We start from the raw sequence: 17,955 nt of genomic DNA, 5'->3' as shown, positions 1-17,955 counted from the left end.
AAATGACAACTGAACTGTTACACCAAATGGAGGGTGATAAAATCTGCTTTACAGCTCTGAATCGGAATGATGCCGCCCAAATACACAAATATGCCTCCGATAAGGAGGTCTCGCGTTTTATCGGCTGGAGCCTGATGGAAAGTCCCGATGAAACCATACGGCATGTGGAGCAGATGTTGAAAAGGGAGGCTGAGGGCACCCATTTTTATGCCTCGGTCACAGAAAAATACAGCCGTCAAATAATCGGAACCGCAATGATATTTAATTTAGACAGAGAGGCAGGACATGCAGAAATAGGTTATGTTTTGAGCAAGTCCTGTTGGGGAAAGGGCTTTGGTACCGAAGTGGTAGAGCTGTTAAAAGCTTTTGCGTTTGAAGTCCTTGAGCTGCATAAACTCCATGCGCGCGTAGTTGAAGCAAATACCGGCTCCTGCAGTGTTCTCGAAAAGAACGGTTTTGTACTGGAAGGACGTTTGAAGGATTACTATTTCATTGAAGGCAGGTATTATGACGGGATGTTTTATGGATTTATCCCTTAGTCAGGTTAGTAAATTTGACTGTTGCCTTAACATTTTCATAAGGGTAGAATATTAACTATAATAAATTTCAAGAGTGTGAGGCCTATGGAAAAAGTAGCTTTATTAAAATGTACCGGGTATGAGGTTGATCAGATAGAAAGAAAGCTGAGAGAAGGTTTTGAACTTTTGGGAGGCCAGGCTTTTTTGCGGGAGCTCATTCCGGCGGACAGCAAAGTTCTTTTAAAGCCGAATTTTCTCAGTGTGGTTGAGAAAGGGTCTCCGATTATTACCCATTATGCTGTTTTTGAAGCGGTTGTCAGAATTGTAAAAGAGTATAGTGACAACATTTCTTTTGGCGATTCCCCCGGACAGGAGGATACCAGGAAAGCCGCCGAAAAGTCAGGTTTTATGGAAATAGCGGATAAATACGGTGTCAAGTTTGCGGATTTTAACCAGGCTGTGCACTGTGAACTTGATAAGCCGCTTATGTACAAATACTGGGATATTGCCAAAGCCCCCCATGAGGCTGATGTGGTCATAACTCTTCCAAAGCTTAAGACCCATGCTATGATGTATTATACAGGGGCGGTTAAAAACCAGTTCGGCTGTATTCCCGGAGGGCAAAAAGCCGGCTGGCATACCAAACTGCCCGATTCTGCCAGCTTTGCCAAAATGCTTTTGGATTTGAACTCTTTGGTCAAAACCAGTTTTGCAATTCTGGACGGGATAGTTGCTATGGAGGGAAACGGGCCCAGAAACGGGACTCCCAGGCAAATGGATACCCTGATCATGGGAAAGTCCGTTACTGCAGTTGACTCCACGGCAGTGAGGCTTATAGGGTACGAGAATGTTTTGTCCATACCTGTTTTAAAGGCTGCACAGGATTCAAAGTGGGGAACAGTGCTTCCGGAGGAAATAGAAGTCCTGGGAGAGAGCATTGAAAATATGAAATCAAGGGATTTTAAGCTCTCCAGGAATGCAAAAGTGGTTAACTTCCTGACTCCGGGTCTGACCAGTCTTGTATCTTCCCTGACGGCGCCAGATCCTGTTTTGGTTGAGGAAAAGTGTATTGGATGTAAAAAATGTGATGAGGCATGTCCTGAAAAATCAAAAGTAATATCTTTTATAAAGCATGATGGCAAAATAATTCCTAAATGGAATTACAGCAAGTGTATCCGCTGCTTCTGCTGTCAGGAACTGTGTCCCAAAGGTGCTATTGTCACCCGGGACAAGGCGTTGGCCAGGGTATTGGGCTTGAATAGGAGATGATTGTTTAAAATTTTCTTGAAAATAAGAATAAAAATATATATAATTATGCATAATGATACTAATAATAATAAGCTAATAATAAGCGATGATAAAAGCCAAGATTTAGAACTTTCTTCAGAGAGCCGACGGCTGGTGGGAATCGGTGGGAGTATAAATCAGTCCACTTTTTGAGCTTTCGATTAAAAGTCGGAAGGCTGGTACCCTGTATAGTACTTTATTTGAGTGGCCGGCACGTATGTACCGGCAATTTGGGTGGCAACGCGGAATACTTTCGTCCCAGTGGTTTTTTGGGATGAGAGTTTTTTTATTATAATAAAATCAAAATTAGGAGTGAAATTATGTTAGACTTGAAATTTGTAAGAGAAAATCCCGAAATAGTCAAACAGAACATCAGAAACAAGTTCCAGGACAAGAAGCTGGACCTGGTTGACGAGGTTATAGCTCTGGATGCCGGGCTGAGAAGTGCCAAACAGGAAGCGGAAGCTTTAAGGGCCGACAGAAACAAGATTTCCAAACAAATCGGCGGACTTATGGCCCAGGGTAAAAAAGAGGAAGCCGAGCAGCTGAAGAAAAAAGTCAATGATCAGGCTGCGCGTCTGGCAGAGCTTGAAGTAAAGGAAAACGAACTGGAAGCAAAAGTAAAGACAATAATGATGACCATCCCCAATATAATAGACCCAAGTGTACCCCTCGGCAGGGACGACAGCGAAAATGTGGAAGTTCAGCGCTATGGCCAACCTGCTTTAAAGGACTTTGAAGTTCCGTACCACACTGAAATAATGGAAAAATTGAACGGAATAGACCTGGACAGTGCCAGAAAGGTTGCTGGAAACGGGTTTTACTACCTGATGGGCAATATAGCAAGACTTCATTCGGCCGTAATTTCCTATGCGAGAGACTTTATGATAGACAGGGGATTTACATACTGCATCCCTCCGTTTATGATCAGAAGTGAAGTTGTGACAGGTGTTATGAGCTTTGCTGAAATGGATGCCATGATGTACAAGATAGAGGGAGAGGATCTGTATCTGATCGGAACCAGTGAACACTCGATGATAGGTAAGTTCATTGATACCATACTGCCCGAAAGCTCACTGCCCCAGACTTTGACCAGCTATTCACCCTGCTTCAGAAAGGAAAAAGGTGCTCACGGACTTGAGGAAAGAGGCGTTTATAGAATCCACCAGTTTGAAAAGCAGGAGATGATTGTTGTCTGTAAGCCCGAAGATAGCATGCTGTGGTATGACAAGCTCTGGCAGAATACAGTGGATTTGTTCCGTTCCCTTGACATACCTGTCAGAACTCTGGAATGCTGTTCGGGAGATCTGGCTGACCTAAAAGTGAAATCAGTTGACATCGAGGCCTGGTCACCAAGGCAGAAAAAGTATTTTGAAGTGGGAAGCTGTTCAAACCTCGGCGATGCACAGGCCCGCCGCCTGAAAATCCGTGTTGACGGGGAAAGCGGCAAATATTTTGCACATACCCTGAACAATACTGTTGTGGCTCCTCCAAGGATGCTGATTGCATTCCTGGAGAACAACCTGAATGCCGACGGTTCTGTGAATATTCCGGCAGCGCTGCAGCCGTACATGGGCGGGATGACTGTAATAAAATAAGAGGAACATAAATCAGAAAGAAAACCAAATTTATACGACATATGCGGCTGCCCTGGGAACAGCATATGTCGTATTTTAGATTAAAAAGAAGCTGTCTTGTCTCAAGCTGAGTATCAGCCTATTGAATAATGTATTTACCAGTCATGATTGCCGGCAGCCTGTCACGAATATAAGCTGTTACTGCCGGCCAGTCCATATTAATAATATATTCGTCGGGAACCAGGCCGCTTGCAATTCCTAGACCTGAATAACCGCTGTCAAGATATTGTGCTGCATTGGACAGGGAGATACCGCCTACGGCCACATAATCGGTTTGATCAAAAGGACCCTTCAGACTTTTGACGTAGTTTAAAGGTAAATCTCCGGCCGGAAAAAGTTTCATGGTGTCATAGCCGTATGATACGCACAATTCAACATCTGTAGGGGTCATTACGCCCGGAAGAATTTTAATTTTTTGATCATGACAATACCGGATTATTTTTTCTGAGGAAGACGGAGTAAGTAAAAATTCGGCTCCGGCTTCAACGGCTCTGTCAATACGCTCTTTAGTTATGGCAGTTCCGCCTCCCACAACTATTTTATTTTTAAACTCCTGTTTTAGTAATTTAATTTGTTTATCTCCGTCCGGAGTGTTGAGTGCTACCTCAAAGCAGTGTATCCCTCCGTTAATAATTGCATTGACGTACTGAACAAGATATTTTTCCGGTATGTTCCTTAAAATAGAAATGACAGGATATTTTTGTATCAGGGTTTTCATCTGATTTTCCTCCTTTTTATCGATAAATTGATTGTTCCGGTTCTAAAATTGAATTCAATTGCTGCCTTGTAGGAAGACTTTCGGTATCCCCTGTGGTTTCAGTACTTAGGGCTCCCGCAATTGCCGCCATTTTTCCGCATTCCCCAACAGGCCTGTTTTCCAGAATACCTGCCAGAAATGCCGCGTTGAAGGCGTCACCCGCTCCGATACTGTCAATACAGTTGCAGGGATAAGGTGCAATGGAATACTGGGTTTTACCATCTGAGACAAAAGCTCCTTCGGCGCCGTTCTTTATGGCTAAATACTCCAAATGGGGAGAACGGAACAGAATTTCATTCAGATGCTCAAAATTTTTATTTCCATATAGTATTTCAGCTTCTTCCAAACCAAGGGTCACAATATTTGAATTATGAATAAGTCCTCTGATCATTTCAGAATGATCGGAATTATTCCAGAGCTTTTTCCTGATATTTGGGTCAAAACTGACTTTTATACCTTTTTGTCTGGCTGTTTTAATTGCGGAAGTGGTCAGGGAGTGACAACTGTCACTTAATATCGGAGTAATTCCGGTGACATGGAGTATTTTTACATTCTCAAACAATTCCGGCGGCAGATCTGTCGGACTTAAATAGGATGCGGCAGAACCCGAGCGGTAATAATAGACCCTGGTTTGGCCCGACCCGGATAATTCTTTAATCATTATACCCGTCGGATGTTCATTATCGATAATGACATTATCGACATCGACCCCTTCTGCACGTATTTTATACAGTATGTATTGACCCAGTTCATCATTCCCGATACGGCTGAACCACCGGGCAGTGTGCCCCAGTTTGCAAAGACCTATGGCCGTATTGCTTTCGGCACCGGCAAATTTTGCCTCATAATTATTTATATAACGGAGTAATCCCGATTGAGACGGTGCAAACACAATCATGGATTCACCAAAAGTTAAGACTTCAGACACTATAATTACTCCTTTTGAAATTGTATTATCGTTTATACTTAAACCTGCTTAAAATGCAAGGCAAAGCCCCCGTACTCTTCTTTCAGATAAATGAGTACCAGTTCTTTTGAAGCATTGTATACTGCTGTATCAAAATTGAATTCATATCCAAGTGCATGGTAATAGCTGACGGCCAGATGTATATTACCGGTTCCCAATGCAATATGGCCGTTTTTTCCCAGAAAGGGATGCTTCATAACCTCAATAAGCGTTCCCACAAAAAAAGAATCCCTGGTATCTTTCACAGGAAGGTTAAGAAGGCTGCCGTATTGTCGGGTAATTTCACCGGCTTCCCCTTCATTTTTTGAATTAATGCCGATATGGATCAGCTTCAGATCCAGAATTTTATCAATTTCAGACCGGAGAAATTTGGATAAATTTTCAGACTCATTTGGTGAACAGAGCTGGGAAGGAATGGTGATAAACCTTACATTTTCTTTCAGAAGGTACTGCTTTTCACTTGAAGATAAATTTAATAATATTACATCGGAATCTAAAACCGGTGACACATGAGAACTTTCGGTTTCCAAACAGATATAAGGGATACCGGAATTAATAAGGGTATTGTTTAAAGTTGATATATCAATACCCTGCAGAGTCGGGATACACGGAAGTACTCCAAATTGCCTGATAAGGTATAAGGTCTGGTTCATAATCTTTCCTCTTTTCGTAAATCAATTACCGTGAGAGTCCACGGCAATTGATTTAGGGATACTGAACCGTACGAAATGGAAATACATTGTTATGCCGGATTAAATATTATATGAGCGAACGGAATAAATTAAGTTTTCAGTATAGCCGAATCTATGGGAGATTTCCAGGGCGGCATCGGTTATTAATTTGCTGTAAAACGGCTCCTTCTCCCTGGTAGAAGGCGTATATATGGTAGAAATGCTTATTGCGGCTATGCATTTACCCGAATGATTGAGTATGGGAGCAGCGACACAAAATACAAAATCATTGTCTTCACAGTTGTCGATAGAATAACCTCTTTCCCTGATTTTTTCAAGGTCTGCTATGAGACTGTTGAAATCGGGGAGAGTATTAGCCGTATGCGTTTGCAGTTTTCCGCCGCCTGTTATCATTCTCACTTCTTCAATAGGCATGGATGCCAGCATGGCTTTGCCGAGGCCGGTACAATGCATATAATTCCGGTCGCCTATTACACATGTAGTCCTGGTAGGGGATCTTCCTTCCACTTTGTCCAGGTATACAAGGAAGCCATTGTTTGGAACAGCCAGAAATGCTGTTTCACCGGTTTGCAGGCTTAGATCCTTTAAATAGGGACGTGCGGCGCTATGGATATGGGAACGCCCAAGATATGCACTTCCGATTTCAAAGGATTTAACATCCAACTGAAATGTTTTGGTCTCTTCATTTATAATTAACATTTTTTTGCTTGCAAGTGTATGTATTATATCAAAAGCACTGCTTTTTGGTATTTTAAGTTCCTTACTGATTTCAGCCAAACCTGCCGGCTTTTGCGACTTGGCAATATAGTCCAATATATCTGCAACGCGGGCTACAGTCTTGTTAATCTTGATATTCTGGTTTTCCATATTATCTCCCTCATTCACAATTACGATTATCCGTCCGGATATCCGAACGACCTATGAATAAAATTATATCATTCATATTTAAAACAAGTCAACACATTGTATGAAAATTAATAAATATGCATAGTTTTAAGGCCGATTTTTTGAAATATTTTATAATATGTTGACATAAAAGTTTTTAGTTGATATAATTAAAATTGCGAACAACGTACGAAATGGCGAACGGAATTTTGATTTTGATGGGAAGGAGACATGCATGAAAATAACGAAATTGGAAACATTTCATATCCGGCCAAGATGGCTGTTTTTGAAAATATCTACTGATGAAGGGGTATGCGGTTGGGGTGAGCCTGATCTGGAAGGTAAGACAAAGGTTGTGGAAGAAGCAGTACATATTCTGGGCAAAATGATTATCGGAGAAGATCCGATGAATATAGAACACCTGTGGCAGCTGATGTACAGAGGAGCATTCTATCGCGGGGGAGCAATCTTATGCAGCGCAATCAGCGGTATTGAACAGGCTCTATGGGATATTAAGGGAAAGACATACGGCGTGCCTGTATGGCAGCTTTTAGGCGGGCGCTGCAGAGACCGTATCAGAATGTATGCCCATATCACTCCCAATGTGGAGAATCCAACTGTCGAACAAGTCCGGGAGTGGGCAAAAAAAAGGTTGGAGGCTGGTTTTAAATCTTTAAAAACACCCATGTTTGCCCCTGTAAGACATATTGATACCATGCAGACCGTTGAAAAATATATAGAAAAATTTGCGGCAATACGGGAGACGGTTGGTAAGGAAGTTGATATAGCCATAGATTTCCACGGACGTATTTCACCGGCTATGGCACCCATCCTTTGCAGGGAATTGGAGCCGTACTATCCCATGTTTATTGAAGAACCGGTATTACCCGAAAACGTAGATGCCATGGTTAAAATTGCAAAATTAACAAGTATTCCCATAGCGACAGGGGAGAGGCTGTTTACAACCTGGGGTTTCAGAGAAGTTATAGAAAAGCAGGCGGCACAAGTTTTGCAGCCGGATGTCTGTCATTGCGGCGGAATCTTGCAAACTTACAAGATTGCAGCCATGGGGGCCAACTATTATTGCTCCATGGCTCCGCATAATCCGCTTGGCCCGATTGCTTTGGCTGCATGTCTTCAAATTGACACATGTATTCCGAATTTTACTGCCCAGGAGCATCCTACAATGCCTGACGGAACAGATCTCGGAAATATACTGTTTAAGGAGCCGTTTAAAATAGTTGACGGTTACATAGATATACCTGAAAAGCCCGGACTTGGTTTTGAGGTTAATGAAGAGGTATTGAAAGACTTTGCTTATGACGGATATTATATCTGCCCCGTGGAATATCATTCCGATGATAATTCATTAGGGGACTGGTAAGGAGGACGGATAAATGAAAATTGTAAAATTTGAAACATACAATCTTTTACCCAGATGGCTGTTTTTAAAAATTACAACGGATGAGGGGGTCTGCGGCTGGGGGGAACCTGTCATTGAAGGTAAGAGTACAGTTGTTGAGGAAGCCGTACACACCCTGGGGAAAATGATAATCGGTGAGGACCCCATGAATATCGAGCACCTCTGGCAGCTGATGTACCGTGGTTCCTTTTACAGGGGCGGTGCAATTATATGCAGCGCAATAAGCGGGATAGAACAGGCGCTTTGGGATATCAAGGGGAAGGTATACGGGATGCCCGTTTGGCAAATGCTTGGGGGCAAATGCAGAGACAGAATAAGAATGTATGCACACATCACACCTGTTGAAAATCCATCGGTGGAAGAACTTTGCAAAGCTGCAAAAGAAAAAGTCGCACAGGGGTACACAGCATTGAAGACACCCATACATGTTCCTCTCAGACATATTGATACAATGAAGACTGTTGAGACTTATGTAAACAAATTTGCTGCTTTAAGAGAAGCTGTCGGCAAGGATATTGATATTGCCATTGATTTTCACGGTAGAGTTTCACCTGCCATGGCGCCTATTTTTTGCAGAGAACTGGAAAAGTATTATCCCATGTTTGTAGAAGAGCCCGTCCTTCCTGAAAATGTTGATTGCATGGCAAGGATTGCTCGATCCACTACAATTCCCATTGCAACCGGAGAGAGGTTGTTCACACCATGGGCTTTCCGGCAGGTACTGGAAAAACAGGCCGCGAATGTTCTTCAGCCGGATTTAAGCCATTGCGGAGGTATATTATCAACTTTCAAGATAGCTGCCATGGCGGCAAACTATTATGTAAATATTGCTCCGCATAATCCTCTTGGACCTATAGCATTGGCATCCTGTCTGCAAATCGATACCTGTATTCCCAATTTTACCGCTCAGGAAAATATACGTCTGGAAGACGGTTCGGATTTGGGGAAAAATCTTTTCAAAAGGGCTTTTGAAATAAAAGATGGATATATTGACGTCCCGACCGCTCCCGGTCTGGGTTTTGAAGTTAATGAAGATGCAATTAAAGATTATATATATGATGGAAGTTGGAGCTGCCCGGTATATTATCACGAAGACGATCATTCTGTAGCAGATTGGTAATTTTAATGGAGGAGGCAATTGTTCATGAATAATAGAAGCGGGACGAATAAGACGGCGGCTTTTGATTCTCGAAAAATTTCACTTAAGAGCTTGACCCCCTATATATTTATTGGTCCAGCCTTAATAGCGTTAATTATGTTAGTGATATATCCCCTGTGTTACGGGGTGTTCATCAGTTTCTTCAAAACAAACCTGTCTAACAAATGGGATTTTGTAGCCTTAAAGAATTATATCAGCATTTTTTCCGATAAGACCTTTATTTCACAGATATGGGTAACACTAAAATTTACTTTTCTGGTTGTAGCAGCACATTTTGTAATCGGTGTGTTACTGGGAATGGTACTGAACCAGAAAAAGGCAGGAATAACCTTTTTCAGGGCTGTTTTAGTTCTTCCGTGGCTTTTTCCCGAGGTAGTAGTCGCACTCATATTTAAATGGATCATGAATCCCTTATACGGGTTGGTAAATAATTATCTGCTTGATGCAGGATTAATAAATGATCATATATCCTGGCTTGGGGATACGCGGTTTGCCTTTATTGCAGTAGTACTTGTATGTATATGGAAAGGCTATCCGCTTGTTATGGTAAATGTGCTGGCAGGACTGCAAAGTGTATCGGAAGATATATATGAGGCCGCAAAAATGGATGGTGCCAATAAGGTTCAGACTTTTTTCAGAATTGTACTTCCGTCGATAAAGCCCGTACTTACTACCACACTGGTTTTAGATACCGTATGGTGGTTCAAGCACTATACAATAGTGTATCTGCTGACAAAAGGTGGTCCCGGAAGCGATACCTCGATAATCAGTATAGAGATATACAAGCAGGCATTTGAATATTTCAATTTTGGAAAGGCTGCAGCAATGTCTGTCATTGTATTCTTCATTTGCCTGGTAATAAGCAAATTGTATAGGAGGTTCTTGGACAATGAAGAATAAAAAAGAAGTTAACATAAAACTAAAACGAGGTAAAATTACCGGTAATATATTGACATATTTTGTTCTGGGAATTTCATCGATTCTTGTCCTGGTGCCCATGCTATGGATGATATCCACTTCTGTTAAGATTGAATCTGAAACCATCACAATACCGCCTAAATGGATACCGGACAATCCTACTTTTGATTCTTACAGCCGGCTTTGGACCGAGTACCCTTTTCTGACTTATTTTAAAAACAGCATTATTATCGTAATTGGAGCAGTGGTACTGTCGGTATTCTTTTCCTGTCTGTCGGGCTATGGAATAACAAGATTCAAGTTTAAAGGCAAAAACAGCTTTTTAACATTTGTTCTTGTAACTCAGATGTTTCCTTCCATCATGCTGTTGATTCCCTTTTATAAGGTTCTTGATTTATACGGATTAAAGGATAGTTTGCTGGGAATGATTCTTGTCTATACATCATTTACAATTCCCTTCTGCACGTGGATGATGGTTGGGTTTTTTAGAACAATACCTCTTGAATTGGACGAAGCGGCCATAATTGACGGCTGCTCCAGATGGAAGGCATTTTATAAAATCGTGCTTCCCATGACCTTGCCGGGTATTTCCTCAGTTGCAATATACTCATTTATAACTGCATGGAATGAATATATGTTTGCGCAGGTATTAATAACCTCACCCGAACTTAAAACAGTTCCATTGGGAATAGCCGACCTTAACGGATTTTATAAAATTCTGTGGAATGATATGATGGCTGCTTCGGTAATTGCAAGCCTGCCTTTGGTAATATTATTCATATTCCTGCAGAAATCATTTATCAGCGGTTTAACAGCGGGAGCTGTAAAACAATAAATAATTAATTTTAGAGGAGGATTAATTTATGAAAAAAAGATTGTTGGTAATCGTATTGTGTTTTGCAATGGCAGCATCAATGCTGGCCGGCTGCGGCAGTTCTTCGGCCGGAGATTCGCAGAACAGCCAGGGGGCATCTTCGGGAACTTCGTCAGCTGCCGCCGCGAATTCTGATGAAGAAGTAACATTGACGGTTATGTCTACACTTATTACCGAAACAGAAGCACCTCTTGAACAGGCCATGGCAGATGCGTATATGAAAGAGCATCAAAATGTAAAGATTAAATTTTTAGAACAGCCTGTCAATGAAATGGCAAAGAAGATAATTGCATTAAATACCAGCGGAGACCTTCCCGATGCATTTTTTATGCCTACGGAATTCATGGCGCAGGCACATGATATGGGAATCATAGTTGATCATGAAAAGTTGCTGGGACCGGAATTTATATCAACACTTAATGAAAAAGTTGTTGAATTTGGAAAGATTGAAGGCCAACTTATGCTGGTGCCCTGGCACGTTATACCCGTGGCTCTCATTGCCAGAGCCGATTGGATGAAGGATGCCGGAATTGACAAAATAGAGACTGTAGCAGATTTCCAAACGGCTGCAAAGGCATTTACAAAAGACGGACACTGGGGATTCAGTATGGTAGGAACTAAAAACGGTTCCGGAGAAGCCAGGTTCTGTCAGTTTATAAGGACATTTGGAGTTAATGAAGTATATAAGGATGCTTCCGGCAAATGGGTTTCTGATTTAACCACCGATAAATACAAAAAAGCACTTCAAACTTTTGTGGACCTGTCAAAGAAAGACGGCGTTGTACCTCCCGGAGTGACTGAAACGGGTTATCCTGAAGCTGTTGCATATTTTGCAAAGGAACAGACAGGCTTGATGATATCAGGTTCAAATGCAATAGGCGCAATAGAGAGTGCTAATCCCGCACTTAAAGGAAAGCTGGTAAGCATACCCATGCCTGCCGACGAGAGACATGTAACAAATTTGCAGACATCAGGCTATGCAATTACGACAGAGTGTAAAAATCCCGAAGCCATGGCGGATTACCTTAAGTTTATGACAAGCAAGGATATTGCGGTTGATTTTGCAATAAAATCAGGGAGACTCCCGGTTACAAAAGAAGCAATAAGTGCACCTGAATTGCAGACTGACAGCTTCAAAGGCTTCCTGGACTGCATGCAATACGCCCTTCCACAGCCTTCATTCCCTGCCTATACTGAAATACTGGACATCATGGGTGATTCATATAATACAATGCTGGCAACAAACAGAACAATAGATGAGATAATGAAAACCGTTGAAACCAGACTGAAGTCTGTATTGGAAGCAAATAACTGAAAACTTGTAACGTAATACTTACATAACAGACTGAACATGGGGAATCGGGTATTGGCTCTATTCCCCATGTTTATAGAAAGGAGGAGATGCAATGTATGTTTTGGCAGCGGATTTTGGTACATCATCGGTAAAAACTGCAATATTGGATGAAAATATTAATTTAATAAAAACAGCCAAACATAATTATGAATTTAAGGTAACTGAGAAAAACAGAGTTGAAATAGATGTGGATGAAGTAATGAATGCTTTTATCCAATCCTTGCATGAATTAAAAGAATATCTACCCCATGTTGAAGCCATCGGCTTTGACACCTTTGCACCGTCCTTCCTACTAATGGATAAAGAGGGGAATGCGGTTTCCCGTATAATAACCCATCTTGATCGAAGAAGCCGTCAATATACAAAAAAAATAATAGAAAATATAGGCAAGGATGAATTCAGAAATATAACCGGTACACTTCCGCATGCCGGAGGAGTTACCCTGACCACCCTGCTCTGGTTTATGGATCATCGTCCCGAACTTATTGACAGAACCGAAAAGATAGGACATTTATCTACATATTTATTCAAGCGGATGACAGGGGAATGGGCAATTGACTTAACCAATGCATCAATAACGGGTATGTACGAAACTGTTAAAAACAAGGGGTGGTCCCATGAAATATGCAAACTCTTCAATGTACCTGAAAGGCTTTTGCCCGAAATATTTGAAACCGGGGACTGCTCCGGGATACTTCAGAAAGAAATGGCTGAAATAATGGGTGTAAAACAGGGCATTCCGGTAATGCTGGGAATGCAGGATGTTGCCGGAGCGATTGTTGGAGCCGGGAATACCCAAACAGGCGACGTATTGTTTATTTCGGGCAGCAGTGAGATGATCTCGGTATTGTCGGACCGTCCCGTGACAAACGATAAATATTATTTACGCTGCTCACCTGTAAAGGGAAAGTGGCAGATATTCTCAATAACAACAGCAGGATTTATTTTGGAATGGTTTCAAAATGAATTCTATAGGGAAATGAGCAAGGAAGGGTTTTTTCAGAAACACCTGGCTGAGGTGCTGGAAAATGAATACCAGTCAGACGGTGTGAGGTTTTTGCCGTATCTTACCGGAGACAGGCAGAGCCTTAGAGTAAAAAAAGGAGCGTTTAGCGGTTTATCGCTCGGTACAAAAAGAGATGATCTGCTGAATGCGGTAATAGACGGAATTCAGAATCCTGCAAAAATTACACTTGAGGAATGTAAAAAAATAATAAATGTTAATAAGTATATGAAAGCCACCGGAAATCTTGTTGAAAATCCTTCTTATTTAAAAAGAAAAAGAAGTATATTCGATGATGCAGAGATAGAAGTAGTAGATAATTGTCCTCTGAAAGGCTGTGCTGTTTTGGCCTGGAATATGCTTAAAAAAAATAATCTATTGCATATCGGAGGTAGATAGACATGCTGTTGAACGGAATTTTCGTTCCGGTTATCACACCTTTCCAGGCTGACCAGAAGGTTGATCCGGGTTTACTTAAGGAAAACATTCAAAAGCTGAACCTGACTGGGGTAAGCGGCTATATGCCGCTTGGAAGTAATGGTGAATTTGCGTATATATCTGATGATGAAGCATTGGATATACTCAATGTGGTTAAAAAAACTGCCGGTAAAAATAAACTGGTCTTTGCAGGAACCGGCAGGGAATCGGTAAAGAATACTGTGGAATTTTCAAAGAAGGCTGAGGAAATTGGCGTGGATGCGGTCTTTGTACTGACACCGCACTATTTTCCAAAACAGATGTCTTCAGAAGTTCTTGAAAAATATTATCGCGAAGTTGCAGAAAAAATATCTGTTCCTGTTATTCTGTACAGCGCACCCGGTTATGCATCGGGTGTCAATATTGAACCTGAGCTTATGGCCAGGCTGGCAGGTATTTCAAATATATCAGGGATGAAAGATACATCATCAAAGCCTGTGAATGAATATGCTTCGATGCTGCCGGAACGGAAAGACTTTTCACTGCTGGCCGGAACCATGGATAAATTTTATGAAGGCATCCTGTCAGGGGCAACCGGCGGTGTTTTATCATCGGCGAATTACATTCCGGAAATTTGCTGTTCCCTGTATGAGCTTTTGGTTAAAGGAAAAATTGATAAGGCCCGGGAGCTGCACAGGAGGTTGTGCGGGCTGGCAAAAAAAACTACAGCTCAATATGGAGTGGCAGGAGTTAAAGCCGCAATGAACATATTCGGGTATAGCTGCGGAGTTCCCAGAAGGCCTCTTCAGGAAGTAACGGGTATGGCTTTGTATGAAATGACCTGGAATTTAAAATCGGGTGTTGAAGAGATAAATAATTTTATAAAGGAGTGATTCTATGTCTGACAAAATGTCAATAGTGTTCGGATGTGATCCAAATGCGGCTGAATTAAAGAAAGAACTGATAAGTTATGTAACCGGTTTGGGATATACCTGTGAAGATTATGGAAGTAATGATCCCATATATGCAAATACTGCGGTAAAGGTTGCAGAAGCTGTTGCTGCCGGAAAGTTTAATAGAGGCATTCTTATCTGTGGTACGGGTATCGGCGTAAGTATAGCTGCCAATAAGGTAAAAGGTGCTTATGCGGCATTGGTGGGTGATATCTACCAGGCCCAGAGGGCGGCAAGAAGCAATAATGCAAATATAATTACTTTAGGAGCACAGGTTACCGGGGTGGAATTGGCAAAATGTCTGGTAAAGGAGTACCTGGAATCATCCTTCGATCCCAATTCCAGATCGGCTCCAAAAGTGGAAAGCATTCAAAAATATGAAGCTCACTGATAATGTTTAATTAATGGAAGAGGGAATAAGAATGGGAGATAAAACTATTACAAATCTGAAATTATGTGCCGCTAAAAGCCGGCGCAATGTTCTGCGTATGATACAGGCCGGAGGGTGCGGCCATATCGGAGGGGCATTTTCCTGTATAGATATCATTACGGCACTTTATTTTTATAAAATGAACATAGATCCGGCTAATCCGAAAAAGCCCGACAGGGACCGCTTTTTATTGTCAGCGGGACACAAGTGTATGGCCCAATATGGTGTACTTGCCGAGAGGGGCTTCTTTGACAAGAAAATATTGGATACATACGGAAAGCTTAATTCAAAATTACCGGGGCATCCTGACATGCATAAACTGAATGGGGTGGAAGGCAATACCGGGGCCCTGGGACACGGCTTGTCACTTGCCTGCGGAATGGCTCTCGGGCTTCGCTCCCGGGGAAGTGATTCAACTGTCTATGTTGTAATGGGAGACGGGGAATTGGCAGAAGGGTCAAACTGGGAGGCTGCGGCTGCAGCGGCACATCACAATATTGAAAATCTGGTGGCATTTGTAGATAAAAACGGCCTGCAAATCAGCGGAAAAACTTCTGATATTATGAATTTTGAACCACTGGACAAAAGATTTGAGGCCTTTGGCTGGAATGTTATGGAAGTGGATGGAAATGATATGGAGCAAATAATTGAGCTGATGGACCGGCTGCCATTAAAAAACGGCAAACCAACATTGGTGGTTGCCAATACCGTAAAGGCAAAAGGGCTGTCTATGGGGGAAGGAAAGGTGGCATACCACTATTGGAAGCCCTCAAAAGAAGAACTGGAAACAGTTATCAGGGAAACTGAAGAAATAATTCATCATTTGGAAAGTACAGTAAAAGAGGTGAGCTGAATTTGGAAAAAATAGATCCAAGAAAAGCGTTTGGCAAGGCAGTATCGGAAATAGCCGGTAAAAATAAAGATGTTGTTATTCTATCAGCTGACAGCGGAGGCAGTTCGGGATTTGGTGAGTTTTCCAAGGCACATCCTGAGCGCTATTTTGAGTTTGGCATCATGGAGCAGGGGGTTGTAGGTATTGCATCAGGGTTGGCAACAACAGGAAAAGTGCCGGTTTTTTGCGCCATAGCACCTTTTGTTACAGCCCGGCCTTTTGAAATGCTGCGCAATGACTGTGGTTATATGAAGCAAAATGTTAAAATCGTAGGAAGAAACGGAGGTATTACATACTCTGACCTCGGCGCAACCCACCATTCATTGGAGGATTATGCAATAATGAGGATGATTCCCGGTATGGTTGTACTGGCGCCGCAGGACCCATCGGAAATAACTGCAGCGGCCAAAGCCATGCTGGAATACAATGGTCCGGTTTATATGAGGATTGGAAATGAGCCTCAGGAGGTTTTTCTTCAGGAAAAACAATTTGAAATAGGAAAAGGACAGGTGCTTTGTGAAGGCAGTGATATGGCCATTATTTCAACCGGACTTATGACGGCAAAAGCGGTAAAGGCGGCTGAAAAATTGCGTAAACAGGGAATAGCGGTTCAAGTGGTCGGTATGCCCACAATATCACCTGTCGACAGGGAAATTATAGTGGAAGCTGCAAGGAAAACCGGCAGAATATTAACTGTGGAAGAGCATTATACCGAAGGTGGCCTGGGCTCAATAGTTTCAGAAGTTTGCAGCGAAGAATACCCCGTACCAGTAAAAAGACTGGGAATCCCCAAAGTTTATGCTACATCAGGTCCATATGAAGAAATACTGTCGTTTTACGGCTTGGATGTCGATGGGATTGTCAGGGCTGTACGGGAAAGTCTTCCGGGTATGGAGTATGGCAACGGTTGATAAGATATTAGCACGTATTTGGAGGATATAATGAACAAAAGGTCAATCTTGGAAGAGTTATTGAGGGCAAAAAAAGACAGTTTTGCCATTGGAGCCTTTAACATATTTAATTATCTGTCGGCAAAGGCAGTGATAAGTGCTGCTCGGAAGGAGGGATGCCCTGTTATATTGCAGACTTCATCCCAGACTGCGGTCACTTTGGGGGTTAAGGCTCTGGGCAGTATGCTCAGGCAATTGGCTGATTCTGCCGAAGTAAATGTTTTTATCCATTTGGATCATTGCAAGGATTTGGAGTTGGTAAAGTCCTGTATTGACAACGGATGGGATTCTGTCATGTATGACGGATCTGCTCTGCCAATCGGGGAAAACATACGAAACAGCAAAACCCTGGCAGAATACGCACATGCGCGGGGTGTATTTATTGAAGGCGAGCTTGGGAAAATTGCCGGAGTGGAAGACGATATAAGCGTTTCGGAAGATGATGCCGAGAAAACATCACTGGATGAAGCCATCAGGTATGCCGGAGAATCGGAAGTTGACATGTTTGCACCGGCGGTAGGCACCGCACACGGAATGTATAAGGGCCAGCCCCATATCAATTTCGGTTTGATAGAGCAGTTGAAGGACAGAATATCGCAGCCCATAGTTATACACGGAGGAACCGGGCTTGAAGACGGTACATTTCTAAAATTGATTGAAAGCGGAGCATCCAAAATAAATGTTTCTACTGCTATAAAACATGCTTACATTGATGGTGCCAGAGAATATCTTAAATTATATCCAGACAGGTTGGATCCTATTGGAATGGATGAATTTCTGTACAAAAAAATTGAAAGTGCTGCAATAAAGCATATCAGATTATTCAGAAAGGATTGATT

At 42.1% G+C, this 17,955-nt stretch carries 18 protein-coding genes; 14 read left to right on the top strand and 4 right to left on the bottom strand.

Annotated features, from left to right (window positions below; translation table 11 throughout):
* Window positions 1-2: 2 nt before the first annotated feature.
* From CTER_RS26430 to serS, 3 genes are all read left to right on the top strand, one after another.
* Window positions 3-539 (top strand): GNAT family N-acetyltransferase, encoded by a 537-nt coding sequence (locus CTER_RS26430; RefSeq protein ID WP_004631166.1) that lies wholly within the window; start codon window positions 3-5, stop codon window positions 537-539.
* Between the two features lie 84 nt (window positions 540-623).
* Window positions 624-1,787: a DUF362 domain-containing protein gene (locus CTER_RS26425; protein WP_004631267.1), complete on the top strand. Its 1,164-nt coding sequence runs from the start codon at window positions 624-626 to the stop codon at window positions 1,785-1,787.
* A gap of 338 nt (window positions 1,788-2,125) precedes the next feature.
* Window positions 2,126-3,403: a serine--tRNA ligase gene (serS, locus tag CTER_RS26420; RefSeq protein ID WP_004631095.1), complete on the top strand. Its 1,278-nt coding sequence runs from the start codon at window positions 2,126-2,128 to the stop codon at window positions 3,401-3,403.
* Between the two features lie 118 nt (window positions 3,404-3,521).
* Here the strand turns inward: serS and CTER_RS26415 are convergent, their stop codons facing one another.
* From CTER_RS26415 to CTER_RS26400, 4 genes are all read right to left on the bottom strand, one after another.
* Window positions 3,522-4,160, bottom strand: coding sequence for a bifunctional 4-hydroxy-2-oxoglutarate aldolase/2-dehydro-3-deoxy-phosphogluconate aldolase (locus CTER_RS26415; RefSeq protein WP_004631129.1), 639 nt, complete (start codon window positions 4,158-4,160; stop codon window positions 3,522-3,524).
* 16 nt (window positions 4,161-4,176) lie between these two features.
* Entirely contained in the window at window positions 4,177-5,127 is a 951-nt protein-coding gene (locus CTER_RS26410) for a sugar kinase (RefSeq protein ID WP_004631151.1), read from the bottom strand.
* 38 nt (window positions 5,128-5,165) lie between these two features.
* Window positions 5,166-5,819, bottom strand: coding sequence for a hypothetical protein (locus CTER_RS27345; protein ID WP_004631122.1), 654 nt, complete (start codon window positions 5,817-5,819; stop codon window positions 5,166-5,168).
* A 99-nt stretch (window positions 5,820-5,918) separates the two neighbouring features.
* The gene (locus CTER_RS26400; protein WP_004631255.1) at window positions 5,919-6,725 is read right to left on the bottom strand and encodes an IclR family transcriptional regulator; all 807 of its coding nucleotides are present in this window, start codon (window positions 6,723-6,725) and stop codon (window positions 5,919-5,921) included.
* 253 nt (window positions 6,726-6,978) lie between these two features.
* Here CTER_RS26400 and dgoD (CTER_RS26395) point away from each other — a divergent pair, with 253 nt between their 5' ends.
* The 11 genes from dgoD (CTER_RS26395) to CTER_RS26345 all read left to right on the top strand — a co-directional run bounded on the left by dgoD (CTER_RS26395) (window position 6,979) and on the right by CTER_RS26345 (window position 17,953).
* On the top strand, window positions 6,979-8,127 hold the full coding sequence (gene dgoD, locus CTER_RS26395; RefSeq protein WP_004631082.1) for a galactonate dehydratase: 1,149 nt from the start codon (window positions 6,979-6,981) through the stop codon (window positions 8,125-8,127).
* Between the two features lie 13 nt (window positions 8,128-8,140).
* Window positions 8,141-9,286, top strand: a complete 1,146-nt coding sequence (dgoD, locus tag CTER_RS26390; RefSeq protein ID WP_004631195.1) for a galactonate dehydratase — start codon at window positions 8,141-8,143, stop codon at window positions 9,284-9,286.
* A 24-nt stretch (window positions 9,287-9,310) separates the two neighbouring features.
* On the top strand, window positions 9,311-10,225 hold the full coding sequence (locus tag CTER_RS26385) for a carbohydrate ABC transporter permease (RefSeq protein WP_004631213.1): 915 nt from the start codon (window positions 9,311-9,313) through the stop codon (window positions 10,223-10,225).
* Window positions 10,215-11,078, top strand: a complete 864-nt coding sequence (locus CTER_RS26380; protein WP_004631087.1) for a carbohydrate ABC transporter permease — start codon at window positions 10,215-10,217, stop codon at window positions 11,076-11,078. Before CTER_RS26385 ends, CTER_RS26380 begins: the two co-directional genes overlap by 11 nt.
* A gap of 28 nt (window positions 11,079-11,106) precedes the next feature.
* Window positions 11,107-12,432, top strand: a complete 1,326-nt coding sequence (locus tag CTER_RS26375; protein ID WP_004631074.1) for an ABC transporter substrate-binding protein — start codon at window positions 11,107-11,109, stop codon at window positions 12,430-12,432.
* Between the two features lie 91 nt (window positions 12,433-12,523).
* Window positions 12,524-13,873: a xylulokinase gene (locus CTER_RS26370; protein WP_004631063.1), complete on the top strand. Its 1,350-nt coding sequence runs from the start codon at window positions 12,524-12,526 to the stop codon at window positions 13,871-13,873.
* Between the two features lie 2 nt (window positions 13,874-13,875).
* Window positions 13,876-14,784 (top strand): dihydrodipicolinate synthase family protein, encoded by a 909-nt coding sequence (locus tag CTER_RS26365; RefSeq protein ID WP_004631241.1) that lies wholly within the window; start codon window positions 13,876-13,878, stop codon window positions 14,782-14,784.
* Between the two features lie 4 nt (window positions 14,785-14,788).
* Window positions 14,789-15,235, top strand: a complete 447-nt coding sequence (locus tag CTER_RS26360) for an RpiB/LacA/LacB family sugar-phosphate isomerase (protein ID WP_004631162.1) — start codon at window positions 14,789-14,791, stop codon at window positions 15,233-15,235.
* 31 nt (window positions 15,236-15,266) lie between these two features.
* Complete coding sequence (locus CTER_RS26355; RefSeq protein WP_004631161.1) at window positions 15,267-16,127, top strand: transketolase; 861 nt, start codon at window positions 15,267-15,269, stop codon at window positions 16,125-16,127.
* Between the two features lie 2 nt (window positions 16,128-16,129).
* Complete coding sequence (locus CTER_RS26350) at window positions 16,130-17,077, top strand: transketolase family protein (protein WP_004631219.1); 948 nt, start codon at window positions 16,130-16,132, stop codon at window positions 17,075-17,077.
* A gap of 30 nt (window positions 17,078-17,107) precedes the next feature.
* A complete protein-coding gene (locus CTER_RS26345; protein ID WP_004631045.1) occupies window positions 17,108-17,953 on the top strand; it encodes a class II fructose-bisphosphate aldolase in 846 nt (281 codons plus the stop codon).
* Window positions 17,954-17,955: the final 2 nt, after the last annotated feature.

The sequence above is a fragment of the Ruminiclostridium cellobioparum subsp. termitidis CT1112 genome, assembly GCF_000350485.1.
GTDB lineage: Bacteria > Bacillota > Clostridia > Acetivibrionales > DSM-1351 > Ruminiclostridium > Ruminiclostridium termitidis.
This window is presented reverse-complemented; position numbering and strand designations above follow the sequence as displayed.